At 66.3% G+C, this 16947-nt stretch carries 14 protein-coding genes; 6 read left to right on the top strand and 8 right to left on the bottom strand.

Annotation, left to right across the window (positions count from 1 at the left end):
• Window positions 1-50: 50 nt before the first annotated feature.
• Window positions 51-728, top strand: a complete 678-nt coding sequence (gene lexA / locus JQK15_RS18630) for a transcriptional repressor LexA (protein ID WP_069336613.1) — start codon at window positions 51-53, stop codon at window positions 726-728.
• On the opposite strand, the gene JQK15_RS18635 is transcribed toward lexA, so the two are convergent.
• Entirely contained in the window at window positions 719-2851 is a 2133-nt protein-coding gene (locus tag JQK15_RS18635) for a ComEC/Rec2 family competence protein (protein WP_214866802.1), read from the bottom strand. The two genes, lexA and JQK15_RS18635, sit on opposite strands and share 10 nt — an antisense overlap.
• Window positions 2852-2900: 49 nt before the next feature.
• Here JQK15_RS18635 and gltX point away from each other — a divergent pair, with 49 nt between their 5' ends.
• Both gltX and JQK15_RS18645 read left to right on the top strand, forming a co-directional pair.
• The gene (gene gltX / locus JQK15_RS18640; protein ID WP_010336543.1) at window positions 2901-4343 is read left to right on the top strand and encodes a glutamate--tRNA ligase; all 1443 of its coding nucleotides are present in this window, start codon (window positions 2901-2903) and stop codon (window positions 4341-4343) included.
• A gap of 20 nt (window positions 4344-4363) precedes the next feature.
• Window positions 4364-5650: a citrate synthase gene (locus tag JQK15_RS18645; protein ID WP_010336542.1), complete on the top strand. Its 1287-nt coding sequence runs from the start codon at window positions 4364-4366 to the stop codon at window positions 5648-5650.
• Between the two features lie 61 nt (window positions 5651-5711).
• On the opposite strand, the gene JQK15_RS18650 is transcribed toward JQK15_RS18645, so the two are convergent.
• The 5 genes from JQK15_RS18650 to JQK15_RS18670 form a co-directional block, all read right to left on the bottom strand.
• Complete coding sequence (locus tag JQK15_RS18650) at window positions 5712-6053, bottom strand: gamma-glutamylcyclotransferase family protein (protein ID WP_214866805.1); 342 nt, start codon at window positions 6051-6053, stop codon at window positions 5712-5714.
• Between the two features lie 76 nt (window positions 6054-6129).
• Window positions 6130-7521: a sensor histidine kinase gene (locus JQK15_RS18655; RefSeq protein ID WP_069336617.1), complete on the bottom strand. Its 1392-nt coding sequence runs from the start codon at window positions 7519-7521 to the stop codon at window positions 6130-6132.
• On the bottom strand, window positions 7518-8603 hold the full coding sequence (locus tag JQK15_RS18660) for a DUF2336 domain-containing protein (protein WP_214866807.1): 1086 nt from the start codon (window positions 8601-8603) through the stop codon (window positions 7518-7520). Before JQK15_RS18660 ends, JQK15_RS18655 begins: the two co-directional genes overlap by 4 nt.
• A gap of 77 nt (window positions 8604-8680) precedes the next feature.
• The gene (locus tag JQK15_RS18665) at window positions 8681-9853 is read right to left on the bottom strand and encodes a hypothetical protein (RefSeq protein WP_214866809.1); all 1173 of its coding nucleotides are present in this window, start codon (window positions 9851-9853) and stop codon (window positions 8681-8683) included.
• An 89-nt stretch (window positions 9854-9942) separates the two neighbouring features.
• Window positions 9943-10245: an Hpt domain-containing protein gene (locus tag JQK15_RS18670; protein ID WP_037511783.1), complete on the bottom strand. Its 303-nt coding sequence runs from the start codon at window positions 10243-10245 to the stop codon at window positions 9943-9945.
• 81 nt (window positions 10246-10326) lie between these two features.
• Here JQK15_RS18670 and JQK15_RS18675 point away from each other — a divergent pair, with 81 nt between their 5' ends.
• Entirely contained in the window at window positions 10327-13002 is a 2676-nt protein-coding gene (locus JQK15_RS18675; RefSeq protein ID WP_214866811.1) for a coiled-coil domain-containing protein, read from the top strand.
• Window positions 13003-13040: 38 nt separating this feature from the next.
• On the opposite strand, the gene JQK15_RS18680 is transcribed toward JQK15_RS18675, so the two are convergent.
• A complete protein-coding gene (locus JQK15_RS18680; RefSeq protein WP_214866813.1) occupies window positions 13041-14126 on the bottom strand; it encodes an anhydro-N-acetylmuramic acid kinase in 1086 nt (361 codons plus the stop codon).
• A gap of 55 nt (window positions 14127-14181) precedes the next feature.
• Here JQK15_RS18680 and tyrS point away from each other — a divergent pair, with 55 nt between their 5' ends.
• Window positions 14182-15399, top strand: coding sequence for a tyrosine--tRNA ligase (gene tyrS, locus JQK15_RS18685; RefSeq protein WP_214866815.1), 1218 nt, complete (start codon window positions 14182-14184; stop codon window positions 15397-15399).
• Between the two features lie 76 nt (window positions 15400-15475).
• Window positions 15476-15832: a PilZ domain-containing protein gene (locus JQK15_RS18690; protein WP_214866817.1), complete on the top strand. Its 357-nt coding sequence runs from the start codon at window positions 15476-15478 to the stop codon at window positions 15830-15832.
• Here JQK15_RS18690 and JQK15_RS18695 read toward each other — a convergent pair.
• Window positions 15804-16880, bottom strand: coding sequence for a mechanosensitive ion channel family protein (locus JQK15_RS18695; RefSeq protein WP_251007855.1), 1077 nt, complete (start codon window positions 16878-16880; stop codon window positions 15804-15806). The two genes, JQK15_RS18690 and JQK15_RS18695, sit on opposite strands and share 29 nt — an antisense overlap.
• Between the last annotated feature and the right edge of the window lie 67 nt (window positions 16881-16947).

The following is a 16947-nucleotide window of genomic DNA, read 5'->3' on the forward strand; positions in this document are numbered from 1 at the left end:
CCCCTTTCCGTTTCCTATGCGTTCTTCATTCGTTCCATGGAGGACCGCCGATGTTGACGCCCAAGCAGCAGGAATTGCTGAGCTTCATTCAGACCCGGCTGGAAGAAGGCGGCGTGTCCCCTTCGTTCGAGGAGATGAAGGACGCGCTCGATCTGCGCTCCAAGTCCGGCATCCACCGGTTGATCAACGCGCTGGAAGAACGCGGCTTCATCCGTCGCCTGCCCAACCGCGCCCGCGCGCTCGAAGTGCTCAAGCTGCCCGACGCGATGCACCGCGCGCCCGCGCCGGCCATTCCGACGCCCAAGGTATCGGCGCCCGCCGTGCTGTTGCCGACCGCCGCCAATGACGTGATCGAAATCCCGCTGCACGGCCGCATCGCCGCCGGCGTCCCGATCGAGGCGATGGAAAGCCACACCATGCTCTCCGTCCCCGCCGCCTTGCTCGGCTCGGGCGATCATTATGCGCTCGAAGTGTCGGGGGACTCGATGATGGAGGCCGGCATTCTCGACGGCGACTTCGCGCTGATCCAGCGCACCGATGTCGCGCGCGAAGGCCAGATCGTCGTCGCCCTGATCGATGACGCCGAAGCGACGCTCAAATATTTCCGCCGCGAAGGCAGCCGGGTTCGGCTCGATCCCGCCAATGCCGCCTATGAACCGCAGATCTATGATCCGCGCCAGGTCCGCATCCAGGGCAAGCTCGCCGGCCTGCTGCGCCGCTACAACTGATCGGCCGTTCGGGGCCGGCGGCGCACGATCCAGGGATGCGCGTCGCCGGGCCGATGGACGGTGTGAACTTTGCCGCTTTCAAGGCCAATCGACAGGCCGCCGGTGCGCGACAGCAGCCGGCGGTCGATCTTCATCCAGCGCGGCCGGCACCACCAGGGCAGCCCCCGATCGCTGATGACGATATCGGCCGCCGCGCAGTCCCGCTCCAATATTGGTCGGTCCACCAGCATCGCATTGCGCGTCACCAGCAAATGCCAGTCGCGCCCGCCCCGTGGCAACGTCACCGCGCACAGATCGGTCGAACAGCGCGCCTGCTTCATCGTCGCGATCGCCTCCAGCATCCCGTCATAGCCCGCGCTCTCGCTCAGCACGTCGCGGACATAGTCGCCCGCCCCCTCGCGCAGCAGCGCCATCGTCCCCGTCGGTGTCCGCACCGCGACATGCCGCCCATCGCCCGTCACCACGATATCGGGCGGCGCCAGCAGCGCGATGCCGGCCAGGCCGATTGCGATTGGCCCCAACCCCAGCCAGCGCCAGCGACTGCGCCACAGCAGGCACCAAAGGCCTCCCACCACAATGATCGCGAACAGCCCGCCCGGCACCGCCGGCGCCAGCATCACCGCCATCGGGCTCGCCGCCACGCCATGCGCCACCGCCAGCAGCAAAGCGATCGCCTTGCCGGTCAGCCACCAGAAGGGCGCGCCCAGCCCGACCAGATCGAAGCACAGCGCCAGCGCCTCCAGCGGCATGATGACGAAGGTGGTGAGCGGGATCGCGACCAGATTGGCCACCGCGCCCAGCAAACCAGCCTTGTGAAAATGGTAAAGCGCGATCGGCGCCAGCACCAGTTCGATGGCAAGGCCCGTCATCAGCATCGCCGCCACCGTCCGCCCGGCCTTGCGCGGCAAAGGCTCGTCCCGCGTCATCGCGAACGCCTTGAACCGCCGATGCTCGCCCAGCGCCACCAGCGCGACCACTGCGGCAAAGCTCATCTGGAAGCTCGGCCCGATCAGCGCTTCCGGCCAGAAGACCAGCACCACCAGCGCCCCGGTCGCCACCAGCCGCAATGTGATCGCCTCGCGCCCCAGCGCGAGCCCGCCCAGCACCAGCAGCGCCGCGATGCAGGATCGCACCGTCGGCACCTCCGCGCCGGTCAGCAGCGTATAGCCGATCCCCGCTAGCGCGCCGCCGGCCGCCGCGATCAGCATCAGCGGCCAGTCCAGCGCCGCGCGCGGAATCAGCGCCAGCAAGCGCAACAGCAGGAATATCACCGCCCCGATCAGCGCCGTCACATGCAGGCCGCTGATCGAGAGAAGATGGGCAAGGCCACTGCGCCGCATCGCCTCCGCATCCGCTTCGGCAATCGCGCCCTGGTCGCCGGTCGCCAGCGCCACCGCAATCCCCGCCGGTGCGCCTGCCACCTGTCCGCTGATATGATCGAACAGCCGCGCCCGCAGCGTCGGCGCCTCGCGCGCCTGCTCCACCATCTCGACCGGCGCCAGCGCCCGCCCGGTCGCCCCGATCCCCTGGAAATAGGCGCGTCGCGCAAAATCGAACGCCCCCGGCACGCTCGGCGGCGCGGGCGGCATCAGCCGCACGCGAAAGCGCAGCACCGCCCCCTTGCCCAGCCCTTCGGGCACATCCGCCTCTGCGATATTCACCCGGATCGCCGCGGGCAGCGCCGGCGCCTCGATCGGCCGCAGCCCCACGCGCACCATCTGTTGAGCCGGCAGCTTGGCCACCGTCGTCACCGTCCCCGTCACCTGTGCGAATATGGGACGCGCCAGCGGCGGTTGTCCCAGCCATGTCGCCTTGCCCCAGACCAGCAGACAACCAATGCAGGCCAGCAAGCCGGCCGCCACCAGCATATGCCGCAATCGTGCGCCCACCGGCAGCAACAGCGCCAGACAGGCCAGCCCCAGCGCCCCGCAGCAACAGGCCAACCAATGTGCCGGCCCCGGCAGCACGAACCAGCCGGCAATGCCCACACCCAGCGCCACCGGCACCCACAAGGCAAGCTGTTCGCGCTCCACCTCCAGCCATTGTTCGATCCGCGCAAATCCATTGTGCGCAATACGCACCGTCCTGCGCCCAACGGACGTTTGTCGTGGCTCAAAAGCCATGCTAGGGGGCGTCGCATCCATGGATTAGGCAGGAAGAATGTCAGCGAATATGACGGCAAGTGCAACGGGATTGAACAAGCAGGTGGTGACCCGTTTCGCCCCGTCGCCAACGGGCTTCCTGCATATTGGCGGCGCCCGCACCGCGCTGTTCAACTGGCTGTTTGCGCGCCATCATGGCGGCAAGTTCCTGCTCCGCATCGAGGATACCGATCGCGCCCGCTCCACCGAGGAAGCCGTGGCCGCCATCTTCGACGGCCTGGAATGGCTGAACCTGGGCGGCGATGAGCCGGCGGTGTTCCAGTTCGAGCGCACCCCGCGCCATGCCGAGGTCGCCAACCAGCTGCTCGCCAATGGCCATGCCTATCGCTGCTATGCGACGCAGGAAGAGCTGGCCGAGCTGCGTGAACAGCAGCGCGCCGCAAAGCAGCCGATGCGCTATGACGGCCGCTGGCGCGACCGTTCGCCGGAGGAAGCGCCCGAAGGCGCGCCCTTCGTCATCCGTATCAAGGCCCCTCGGACCGGCGAAACGGTGATCGAGGATGCGGTGCAGGGCCGCGTCGTGGTGCAGAATGCCGAACTGGACGACATGATCCTGCTGCGGTCGGACGGCACCCCCACTTATATGCTGGCCGTCGTGGTCGACGACCATGACATGGGCGTCACCCATGTCATCCGCGGCGACGATCATCTCAACAACGCCTTCCGCCAGCTCGCCATCATCAAGGCGATGGGCTGGGAAGAGCCGGTCTATGGCCATATCCCGCTGATCCACGGGTCGGACGGCGCGAAGCTGTCGAAGCGCCACGGCGCGCTCGGGGTCGACGCCTATCGCGACGAGATGGGGATGCTGCCGGAAGCGGTGCTGAACTATCTGCTGCGCCTCGGCTGGGGCCATGGCGATGAGGAAATTATCTCGATCGAACGCGCCATCGAACTGTTCGATATCGACGGCGTCGGCCGCTCGCCCTCGCGCTTCGACATCAAGAAGCTGGAAAATCTGAACGGCCATTATCTGCGCGAAGCCGACGAGGCGCGCCTGGCCGCTCTGGTCGCCCCGCGCGTTGAGTCGCGTCTTGATACGCAACTGAATGACGCCCAGCGCGATATTTTGACCCAGGCGATGGTTTCGCTCAAGCCGCGGGCCAAGACACTTAACGAAATTGCAGAAGGCGCGGAGTTTCTGTTCAAATCTTGCCCGCTCGATTTTGACGAGAAGGCGTCTGCTCTGCTAGATGAACCCGCGCGTGAGCTGCTGAAAAAGACAGCCGACGCTCTCCAGCCCGTCCAGTCCTGGACGGTTGAAGCGATCGATGAAGTGATACGCCGCGTGGCAGAGGATGCGGGGCTTGGCCTGGGCAAGGTGGCACAGCCGCTTCGTGCGGCGCTCACCGGGCGCACGGTCTCGCCGGGTATTTTTGATGTCCTCTTCCTTCTGGGGAAAGAGGAAAGCTTGAAGCGACTGACCGCTGCGGGGCACGTGGTGGCCGGTTGACGGCAGTTAAGGAGAAAAACATGTCGGATAATAATGCCAGTTTGACCGTTGGCGGAGAGGCCAAGGACTATGCCATCATGGATGGTACCGTCGGTCCCCAGGTCATCGACGTTCGCAAGCTCTACGCCAACACCGGCATGTTCACCTACGATCCGGGCTTCACCTCGACCGCCAGCTGCGAGTCGGGCCTGACCTATATCGATGGCGACGCCGGCGTGCTGCTGCACCGTGGCTATCCGATCGGCCAACTCGCCGAACAGTCCAGCTTCATGGAAGTCTGCTATCTGCTGCTGAATGGCGAACTGCCGTCGGCCAAGGAACTGGCCGAGTTCACCAACACCATCACGCGCCACACCATGGTGCATGAACAGCTGACCGCCTTCTTCCGCGGCTTCCGTCGTGATGCCCACCCGATGGCGATCATGGTCGGCGTCGTCGGCGCCCTGTCGGCCTTCTATCATGACTCGACCGACATCAACGATCCGGAACAGCGCCGCATTGCGAGCCACCGCCTGATCGCCAAGATGCCGACGATCGCTGCGATGGCCTATAAATATTCGGTGGGCCAGCCCTTCGTCTATCCGCGCAACGACCTCAGCTACACCGCCAACTTCCTGAACATGACCTTCTCGGTCCCGGCGGAAGAGTATAAGATCGATCCGATCGTTGTCGACGCGATGGACAAGATCTTCACCCTGCATGCCGACCATGAGCAGAACGCGTCGACCTCGACCGTCCGTCTCGCCGGTTCGTCGGGCGCCAACCCGTTCGCCTGCATCGCGGCCGGCATCGCCTGCCTCTGGGGGCCGGCACATGGCGGCGCGAACGAAGCCGCGCTCAACATGCTGCGCGAAATCGGCACCGTCGATCGCATTCCGGAATATATCGCCCGCGCCAAGAACAAGGACGATCCGTTCCGCCTGATGGGCTTTGGCCATCGCGTCTACAAGAATTACGATCCGCGCGCGACCGTGATGCAGAAGACCGCGAAGGACGTGCTGGAGAAGCTGGGCGTCAACGACCCGATCTTCGACGTCGCCAAGGAACTGGAGCAGATCGCCCTCAACGATCCCTACTTCATCGAGAAGAAGCTCTACCCGAATGTCGACTTCTATTCGGGCGTGATCCTCTCGGCGATCGGCTTCCCGACCGAAATGTTCACCGTGCTCTTCGCCCTCGCCCGCACCGTCGGCTGGGTCGCGCAGTGGAACGAAATGATTTCGGACCCAGCCCAGAAGATCGGCCGTCCGCGTCAGCTCTACACCGGCCCGACGCAGCGCGACTATGTCGCCGTCGACAAGCGCTAAGACGCGGTCACAAGAGACAAGAGGAACGGCGCCCCATCGGGCGCCGTTTTTCGTTTAGGGCTCAGCCGCCTACCCCTGCATGGACATAGATCCAGGCTGGCACCCGCCCCTGATCGGTAACGACATCGATCGCGACACGGCGATAATCCGCCCCCTCGAACGCATCGAGCCGCGCCCAGTGCGCCGGCAGGTCGGGCGAGCGGAACAGTTGGACCGCCACTGCCGCGCCGCCCTCGTCGGGAATGAAGGCGGGAAAGCCCATCGACGCGGCCCAGCCATGCGCGACCAGATGGCCGGTCACATGCCCCGCCTGCCAATGGCCCTGCAGTTCCGCCAGTTGATGATGATTGGCCCGTCCGGGCGCCAGCGTGCCATAGGTGGCCAGGCAATGCGATCTGTCCATGCCACCACCCTATCGGCGCGGCATCGGCCGGACAAACAAGTGCTCTTTATCTCATATAAGCGCGATCGCGCGCCCGTCAGTCGAGCACCGGCAAGGTCAGGATGAAGCGCGCGCCCTCGCCCGGCGTGCCGCCAACGCTGATGTCGCCGCCCATCGCCCGCGCCAGCTTGCGCGAGATATAGAGGCCAAGCCCGCTGCCGCCCGGATCGTCGCGTCCCAGCCGCTCGAACTTGTCGAAAATCTTCTCGCGATCCTCCAGCGCCACGCCCGCCCCCTGGTCGATCACCAGCACCCGTGCCTGCCGGTGCTCGCGCTCGACGACGATGCGCACGTGCGATCCCTCGGGCGAATAGCGCACCGCATTGCCGACCAGATTGACCAGTATCTGCAGCACGCGGCGGAACTCGCCCCTCGCCATCAATATCTGATCGACGTCCGGGCAATGGATCTTGATGTGACGATCCAGCGCCTTGACCGTCAGCAGGCCGCCGGCCCGCCGGCCCAGGTCGGCGAGGTCGACATCCTCGATGATCACGCCGAAATCGGGCCGGTCGATCGCCTGCAGATCCGCCAGATCGTCGACCAGCGCCATCAGGTGACGGCCGGCGGTCGCAATATCATTGGCATAATCGGCATAATCGGGCCGCAGCGGCCCTTCCAGTTGCGCGCCGATCGTGTCCGCATTCGCGATGATCCGCCCCAGCGGCTGGCGCAGCGATCGATCAAGCCGCTTGCCGAACTCGCCGGGATAGAGCGACAATTGCGTCGTATCCGCCCGCGCCAGCGCCGGCGGCCGTTCGATCGGGCAGGCCTTGCCGCGATAGCCGACCAGATGGCCGGCCAGGTCGAACAGCGGAAAGCCCGCCAGCCGCACATGCTGTTCGGGATCATGCACCAATGTCGCGACCTGATCGCGAAAGGCGCGGCGCTGGGTGAAACCGCGCAGGATCGCCATGTCGCCCTCGCCATCACTCTGCAGCTCGAAATAGCTGGAGAAACGGCTGCCCGGCAGGGGCGGCTGCGTCGGCAATGCGCCCTGCCGGTCGGTCCCGGCAATCGCCATCTGGAACTGCAACTGGGTGTCGATCTGCCAGGTCCAGCCATCGGCCAGCGCCGCCAGATCGGCCTCGCGCCGGCTATGGTCGCCGGCATTGGCGAGCGGCGGACGCTCGCTCCAGTCGACAACCGCCAGCGACACGATGCGCCCGTCCGGCCCTTCGTCGCTACGCGCCCGCACCCACATGTCGATATCGCCCCGCTCGGCGGCCGCGACCACCGGCCGCGATACGGTGACACCCAATCGCGCCGCCAGCCGCACCACCGCGGCCAGTTGCGGAATGGCGAGCGGCCCCAGCAGATCGCTCCCCGCCTCCCGCTGCAAGGCAAGCAGCGGCGCATCAGCACTCAATAGCGTGCCGTCCGCCGATGCCGTTGCCCGGACGATGGAGGGGTGGAGCGTCATGTTCATCCGGTGACGCGCCGCAAATGATCGAGCTTCGCGCGGAAGGCGGCCGGCGCGCGCAGGGCGCCCACCACGGCTTCCGCCTTCACGTCGCTCAGCAATTGATATTGGTCGGCCTCGGCCACGATCACCGCGTCGGACAGGCCAGGCCGCACCGGCCGCAGCGCCAGCAGCAGATGGCGATAATCCGCCCCGGTTCCGCCCAGCGCCCGGCACAGGGTCGCCACCTGCATCACCGGCCCCATGATCAATATGTCCGTCACCTGCGCGGTGCCTAGGCGCAGCCGTCGTCCGGCCAGCGCCGCAAACAGCAGGAAACGCCGCTGCCCCAGCGCCGCGCCCAGAAGGTCGGGCGCATCGGCCTGCGGCCCCAACCTGCGCACCAACTGGTCGGCGGCCGCGATCGGCCCATTGCTTTCGTCATGGCTGGCAAGCAGCGCCCAGCCCGCCCGCTCGAACGCGCCCAGCAATTGATTGTCCGGCTCCAGCGCGGTCCGCTGCACCACCGCCGCAAGACAGGCGGCTGCGGTCCATACCAGTTCGGCAAAATGTTCGGCCGGCAGATCGGGCCGCATCGGCTGATCCTCGCCCCCCATCGCCTGCCACTGCCCCTCGGCCAGCGCCAGCGCGACGATCGCGTCGCCAATTTCGGGATCATCCGACGACAGGATCGACTCGGCCTCGGGCTGTTCCGGCGGCTCGCCATCGGGGCGCCCGACCTGCCGCAGCAACAGGCTCACCCCCGCGCGCATCTGCATATGGGCCAGCAAGGCCGGTCCCAGCAGGGTCGGCTGCGCACAGATGGTCGGCCAGCACAGCCCATCGGGCCAACGCCCCAGCGCCGCGGCAATGGCAGGATCGCCCGCCAGGCTCAGCCGCAGTGCGGTTTCGATCGCGGTCAGGCATCCGCCCAGATGACGGCGGGTCTCGGCGATCAGCGCATCATGGCGCGCCCGGTCCTCGACGGGAAAGAAAAAGGCGAGATCAATCGCATGGCCGACGGGCACGGCCGACATGCCGGCCATGACATGTGCCATGGGCCAGCTGTCCGCCATGATGGATCCGGCAAGGGACGTGTGGGCGCTCATGCAAGGCAGCATAACCCCACGTCGTTAAAATGCACTAAACCCTGAAAGCAAAATCAACGCTCTCGATGCGACAAAAATCATCCGCCCCGACGCGACAGGATGATCGCCCCGATCGATCCGATCGCCGCCAGCATGGCAACGTCGAAACCAAATGCCTCCGCCCCCGTCAGTAGGGCTGCCAGCAGGACCAGCAACCCGGTGCCGGGCGTGAAGATCATCCAGGCGCGCGCCGCCCCGGTCCGGCGCCAGCGATCGGCAAGCGTGATGATGCCCAGCAGCAACGCCAGATAGTTGGGCACCATCCCGCTGCCCGACAGCATCACGCCGATCAGCGCCAGCCCCGGCGCCAGAAAGGCGATCCAGCCGCTCGGCGGCCGGCGCAGCGCCATTTCATCGAGCCGATCGGCCAGTTCCGCCAGCAGCAGCGCCAGCAGCAACAGGCTGAGCCCGGTGCCCGGCCAGCCCAGTTCCAGCGGCATCAGCGCAATGCCGGCCAGCGCGATCGAACCGATCCGCACCTGCATCGCCGGCACCTGGCTGCGCATCAATGCAGGGCCGAGCAGCCGGGCGAGCGGCCCGAACAGATAATGTTCGATCCCGCCGCGGCTGGACGATCCCGATCGCGTCCCGGTCGACATCACCGCCTGCGCGGCCAGGTCCGCCTGTTCCTGCCCGTCGACCAGCGCGACTCGGCCCTCCAGCAGATCATCCTGCGGCACGGTGATTCGCACCGCTCCGCCCTGCACCGCCGATCGCACCAGCGTCAGCGCCAGATCCCAGTCACCGATCATGTCCAGCGTGCCGAACAGCAGCGCCGGATTGATCCGCGCCAGCCCAGCCCAGCGCTGGCCCGCGTCGATGCGCTCGAACGGCGCACTGGCGCGGCTGTCGTCAGTGACCAGCAAAGCATTGCCCGCCTGCCCACCCAGTGCGTCATAATGGCCCTGCGCCACCACGGCGCCATCGGCCACCAGCAGCACATCGGCGTCGCGCGGCGCATCGCGCACCATCGACACCATGTCGCGGATCAGGGCGACGGCAATGCCGTCCGCGCTCAGCCGGTCGACCGCCTGCGAAATGGCCGGCGTGATGACGCTGACCAGGATCATGATCCGGTCCGCACCGGCCCGAACCGCCTGTCGCGCCTGATATTCGACCAGCGTCTGACCGGCGAAATGCAGGGTAGCGCGAAGCGCTGCAGGCGAATCACTTGAAGCCCGGCTGGCACTGAGAATGGCCGCGAATGTCATATTGTCTGGAAACCGACCCGTTTTGATTGCGACGATCTTCTTGCAAGCCGAACGACGCAGCGCAAGCAGCCGCTTTCAAATCGCCGGTTTCAGCCCTGCTGAAGCAGCGCGATCGTGCTGCGCAAGCGCTGCAAGGCGCGCGGATCGCCCGGCGCGGCCTCGACCGCCTCGTCCGCCAGCGCCATCAGGCTGGTCAGGCCGAAACTTGCCGCCAGGCCTTTCAAACGCCAGGCCGCCAATTCCCAATTGGCGTCGCAGCGCGCCCGGCTCATCAGGTCGAGATGGCGCTCCGCGCTTTCAAGGAAAGCCACGCGCAGATCGGCGATCAGCACCGCGTCTTCGCCAACGGCGGCGGCCAATGCCGCATTAAGAGCGCCAGGATCATAGGACATGGGGACGGAAGCTATCGAAATTGCGTTAAGTTTTGGTAACAAGGCATTTGCGCAGACGGAAAAGATGATAGGATCACACCCATGAATGGGGGCAGCACAATCGTCGAATTCTGGCGAGACGAAGGAAACGCGACAGGCAACGCGCCGGCCGCGGATGACATCCTGCTATTGAAGCAGGCCGTACTGGACATTGATGATGCCCCTGACGACGCGCAGGGGGAAGGTGAAAAGCTGGTGCGCAATGCCCGGATCGGGCTCGGCCTACTGGCCGCGCTCTGGCTCGGCTTCGCGCTCTGGGCAACGATCGTATCGGATCAGTGGCGGGCCGGCCCGGCCGCCTGGCCCGCGCTCGTCGCCACGCTGCTGGTACCGATCAGCCTGCTCGGCATCGCCTATCTGCTGATCGTGCGCAATAGCCGCGCCGAATCGCGCCGCTATCTCGATACCGCCCATGCGCTGCGGACCGAGGCCGAACTGCTCGAACTGCGCCTCGGCCGGATCGCCGACCGGCTGGAATCCGCGCGCCAGACGATGCAGGACCAGGCCGAACTGCTCGACAGCTATGGCGCCGCCGCCAGCAGCAATATGGAGGCATCGGCCGAACTGATCGCCGGCCGCGCCCAGACCACCGCCGACCGCGCCGAAAGCGCCGAGCGTGCCGGCACCGCCCTTGTCGCGCGGATGGACGCGCTGATCGCCGCCATGCCGCAGCTCGAAGAACGGGCCGTGCGCATGGCCGCGCAGATCATGGACAATGGTCATGCGCTCGCCGAACGGATCGACACGCTCGAAGCGCGCCTCCATGCGCTGGGCGAACTGTCCGACGATACCCGCACCCGCACCCTGTCCGCGACCAAGAGCCTGTCGAGCCAGCTAGGCCAGTTGCAGGAAACGACCCGCAGCGCCACCGACGAGGTGAACGGCCTCGCCGACATCGCCGCCGGCCGGATCGAAACATCGGCGCAGAGCGCGCGCGCCGCCATGGACCAGACCCGACAGGATATCGATGCCCAGTCGGCCGCACTGGACGTGCTGGTCAATCGCGTCGCCCTGTCGCTCGGCGAAACCAGCGATGGTGCCGTTCGCGCCCTCACCCAGGATCTCGACCTGGTCGAAGCATCGCTGCGCGGTCGCCTCGAAAGCTCGATGGATCAGGTGCGCGACACGATGGAGCGCGCGCAGGAAGGGCTTTCGACCCAGCGCGCCACGCTGGAGGCGCTGGTCGCCCGTGCCCAGGCCAGCATCACCGCCACCAGCCAGAATGCGCTCGCGGCGCTGGGCCAGGATCTCGGCTCGATCGAGGACGATCTGCGCCAACGGCTCGACGCCACCCTGCTTCAGGCGCGCGAAACGCTCGCCCTCACCGATGCCGGGCTGCGCGACCAGGCCGGTGCGCTCGACAGCCTCATCACCCGATCGCGTGACAGCATCGCCGCGATCGGCACCGACACCGTCGCCGGCCTTGCCGACGATATTGGCGAAGTCGAAAGCCGCCTGCACCAGATCAACGATCTGGTCGAAGGACAGCGCAGCCTGATGGCCGGGCTGCACGGCACGCTCAACCAGACGATCGATCAGGCCGAGGCCCGCTTTGCCGCGCTGGAGGATAATGCCCTCGCCCGCAGCCAGAAGCTGACCGACGCGCTGACCCGCCTGACCGAGGAAACCCGCCGGATCGACACGGCGCTGCATGACGGCGGCACCACCGCCGAAAAGCTGATCGGCAACGCCGAAACGCTGATGGTGGCGCTCGATTCGAGCGTCCGCGAACTGGACGAAACCTACCCCGGCGCGCTCGCCCGCTTCGACGCCCGGCTGGAAACCAGCCGCGCCATGCTGGGCGCCGCAACGCCCGAGCTGGAACGGCTCGAAGCCATTTCGGAAGCGCTGGTCGGCCGCACCCAGGAAGCCGAAGAGATGCTGCGCGGCCAGGGTCGTCGCCTCTCCGAATGGCTGGAAAGCACCCAGAGCGGCATCGAATCCAACCGCGAGCTGGTGGAAAAGCTGCGCACCGCGCTCGACGCCGCGCATGAGGACACGACCCGCATCACCGAAGGTGCCGGCCCGCTGCTCATCACCGCCCTGCTCCGCGTCAAGGACACCGCCGAACAGGCCGCCGAGCGCGCCCGTCAGGCGCTCGGCCGCGCTATCCCTGACGCGGTGCAGAACCTGGCCGAAGCCAGCGAGCAGGCGATGCAGCAGGCGGTCGGCGATCAGGTTTCGGCCCAGATCGAGAAGCTGGCCGATGTCGCGGAAGAGGCCGTGCGCGCCGCGCACAATGCTTCGGACCGGCTGACCCGCCAGTTGATGACGATCGCCGATACCAGCGCCGGGCTGGAACAGAGGATCGAGGAAGCCGGCCGCGCGGCCGAGGAACGCGATCGCGACCATTTCTCGCGCCGCTCCGCCCTGCTGATCGAATCGCTCAACAGCACCGCGATCGACGTCGCCAAGATCCTGTCCAACGATGTGACCGACACCAACTGGTCGGCCTATCTCAAGGGCGATCGCGGCGTCTTCACCCGCCGTGCGGTCAAGCTGCTCGACGCCGGCGAGTCCCGCGAAATCGCGCTCCATTATGACAATGACGCCGATTTCCGCGAGCATGTGAACCGCTACATCCACGATTTCGAGGCGATGCTGCGGATCATCCTGTCGGCGCGTGACGGCAACGCCCTGGGCGTCGCCATCCTCTCGTCCGACATGGGCAAGCTCTATGTTGCCCTTGCCCAGGCGATCGAGCGCCTGCGTCAATAAGGATCAGGGGCGGCGCCCGGCCGCCCCATCCCCCTTTCTCAGGGCTGGAACAACACGCCGCCGGTCATCGGTTCAGGCGCGCCGGTGGTGCCGGGAAAGCTGATCGGCAGGCCATTGAGGTGCCGCACCGCCATATAGGCAAAGCCCTGCGCCTCCAGCGCGTCGCCATCCCAGCCCAGTTCGTCCACCGACCGGACATCGGCGCCAGTGCGCGCCGCCAGCATCGCCATCAGCGTTACATTATGACGCCCGCCGCCCGCCACATAGATGCGCGCCGGCCGTTCGGGCAGATGGTCGACGCCGCGCGCCACCGCCTGCGCGGAAAAGGCGGTCAGCGTCGCCGCCCCATCCGCCAGCGACAGTCCCTCGACCGGCGCGATGGTGAAGGCTTCGCGGTCGATGCTCTTGGGCGGCGGCGCGGCGAACCAGGGATCGGCCATCATCGCCGCCAGCCGCGCCTCGTCCACCTGACCCCGCGCGGCGGTCGCGCCGCCCGCATCATAGGCCGCGTCGCCATGCGCCTGCATCCAGTTGTCGATCAGGCCGCTCGCCATCCCGGTGTCGAAAGCTACCAGGCTGCCGTCCGATCCGATCGCGGTGATGTTCGCCACCCCGCCCAGATTGAGGATGCCGACCGGCTTTGCCAGACCATCGGACAATGCCCGATGATAGACCGGCATCAGCGGCGCACCCTGCCCGCCCGCGCGTACATCGGCGCTGCGCAGGTCGGCGACCACGGGAATGCCGAACGCGCCGGCCAGCACCGCGCCGTCACCAATCTGCCAAGTCCAGCGCCGCTCGGGCCGGTGGGCAACGGTGTGGCCATGAAAGCCGATCACCCCGATATCCTCCGCCACATGGCCGCTGCGGCCCAGCATGTCGGCGATCGCATCGATGTGAAAATTGGTAAGGTCCATCTCCACCGCGCGGATCAGCGGATCCTCGCCCGGCGCGTCCATCGCCATCGCCCGCGCGCAGGCCGCAGCCAGCCGTTCGCGAAAATCATCGCTATAGGGCTGGGCGTGGAAAATGATTGCTTCGGCCTGCCCCTCGCCATCCGTCTCGATCAGCGCGGCGTCGATCCCGTCGCGCGAGGTGCCGGACATCAGACCGATTGCCAACATGATCGAAAACTCCGCCTCTTTTCCACTTGCTGCCCCAATGCTACAGGCGCGCGTCATGAGCAACTATCAGTCCGATCTCCTCCGCCTGCTCGAAGCACGCGGCTACATCCACCAGCTGACCGACGCGGAAGGGCTTGATGCCATGGCCGCCAAACAGGTGGTGCCGGGCTATATCGGCTTCGACCCGACCGCGCCGTCGCTCCATGTCGGCCATCTCGTGTCGATCATGATGCTGCGCCAGCTGCAAAAGGCGGGTCACAAGCCGATCGTCCTGATGGGCGGCGGCACCGGCAAGATCGGCGATCCCAGCTTCAAGGATGAAGCGCGCAAGCTGCTGACCGTCGACCTGATCCAGGAAAATGTCGCCAGCATCAAGCGCGTGTTCGAACGCTTCCTGACCTTTGGCGACGCCCCGACCGACGCGATCATGGTCGACAATGCCGACTGGCTCGACAAGCTCGAATATATCCCCTTCCTGCGCGACATCGGCCAGCATTTCTCGGTCAACCGGATGCTGAGCTTCGATAGCGTCAAGCTGCGCCTCGACCGGGAACAGTCGCTGAGCTTCCTCGAATTCAACTACATGATCCTCCAGGCCTATGACTTCCTGGAGCTGTCGCGCCGCAGCGATTGCCGCCTGCAGATGGGCGGATCGGACCAGTGGGGCAATATCGTCAACGGCGTCGAATTGGCCCGCCGCGTCGATGGCACGCAGGTGTTCGGCCTCACCACGCCGCTGCTGACTAATGCCGACGGCACCAAGATGGGCAAGACCGTGGGCGGCGCCGTCTGGCTGAACCAGGATCAACTGTCCGACTATGATTATTGGCAGTTCTGGCGCAACACCGCCGATGCCGATGTGTTCAACCGGCTGCGCCTGTTCACCGACCTGCCGATGGACGAGGTCAACCGCCTCGCCGCGCTGCAGGGTGCGGAGATCAACGAGGCCAAGAAGATCCTGGCGAACGAGGCGACAGCGCTTTGCCGTGGCGTCGAAGCCGCCGCTCTGGCCGCCGAAACCGCGCGCAAGACCTTCGAGGAAGGTGCGTCGGACGCCAATCTGCCGACCGTCGCGCTCGGCACCGAGGGGCTGACCGTCATCCAGGCGACCACCGGCCTTGGCTTTGCGACCTCCAACAAGGAAGTCCGCCGCAAGCTTGCCGAAGGCGCGATCAAGGTGAATGGCGAGGTCGTCACCGACCCGGCCATCACGCTCAAGGCCGGCGACAAGCTGAGCTTCGGCGCCAAGAAGCACGGTCTGGTCACCGCCTGAGGACAAACAGGGTTTCAGCCCAGTTAACGCTACCAGGTAGGAAAGCCTCCACTTTCCGGCCGCTAGGCTGAAACCCATGTCCTCCTCGGTTTTCGCCAATCTTGGCCATGTCATGCGGTCGCGCGACCCGTCCGTCGATCAGCGACGGGTGGCGCGCGACCTGGTCGACATGGTCAGCCATATCACAGCGGACGGCCGCACCCATGGCGTGCGGATCATCAACATCTCGCCACTCGGCCTGATGTGCCGCACGGAAGAGTTGCTCACGCTGAGCGGTCGGGTGCTGATCTGGCTGCCGGTGCTCAAGGATCGGCGCACCCTCGTCCGCTGGAGCGAGGAAGGCCGTATCGGGCTCGAATTTGTCGAGCCGATCCCGACCGCCGGCTATGACGCCATGATGGCGCTCATCCCGCCACGCCGGACCGCCTGGTAAAGGCATCATCCCTCTCCAGCGTCTGACGCCCGCGCACCAGCGCCTCGGGCATGTCGGTCCGCAGGAAGGTCAGCATCGCCTCGCGCACCTCGCAGCGCAGATCGAACGCGATCCCGGCATTGCGCGCCGACAGCAGACCGCGCAGTTCCAGCGCATCGGCGCGGTGATCGGTCACCTGCAAGATCGCCACCCGCCCGTCCCAGCGGCCGTTCGCCTTCACCGCCTCGACGAAGCGCGCGCGGATCCGCTCGATATCGGCGGTCGGATCGACATAGAGGAAGACGGTGCCCAGCAGGTCCGACGTCTTCGTGGTCCAGTTCTGAAACGGCTTTTCCAGGAAATAGGATACCGGCACCACCATGCGCCTGTCGTCCCAGATGCGCACGATCACATAGGTCAGCCTGATCTCCTCTATCCGCCCCCATTCCCCTTCGATGATGACGACATCGTCCAGCCGGATCGGCTCTGAAAAGGCCATCTGGATGCCCGCGATCAGATTTTTGAGCGCCGGTTGCGCCGCCGCGCCCACCGCCAGCGCGGCGAGGCCCGCCGACGCCATCAGCGACACGCCGATCGTCCGCACGCCCGGAATGGCGATCAGCATCATCGCGATCACGAAGAAGCCGACGATGCACTGGCAGATGCGATAGAGGATGCTGATCTTGGTGCGCTGCCGCCGCGCCTTCAGATTATCCTCGACGCTGATATCGGCGCGCGCCTCCAGCATCGCCTTGCCCGCCCGCATCGCGCGAAACACCAGCCAGCCGACCAGCAGCGCAAATATCATCCGCGCCCCGATCGACCAGATATCCTCGATCCGCGGCCCCATCTCGATCGACTTGAGCCCCGCCCCCAGCGCCAGCAGCACCACCAGCCAGCGCGTCGGCTGGAAGATGGCCGGCAACAACAAAGGCTCGATCCGCGCGCGCTTCACCAGCCGCACCGCAATCCAGTAAAGCGCGCCATGAACGGCGAAGGCGACGACCACCGACAGCGCGATCGAAAGCGCGGCCATCGGCGTGATATGGGTCAGGCTGATGTCGGTCATGCCAGGGGCAACGCGACCGCCCCGCATTTTGTTTCGCAGGTGCAGCAAATTTACGCAGGAAGGCCGG

The organism is Sphingobium sp. BHU LFT2 (assembly GCF_018604485.1).
Lineage (GTDB): Bacteria > Pseudomonadota > Alphaproteobacteria > Sphingomonadales > Sphingomonadaceae > Sphingobium > Sphingobium yanoikuyae_A.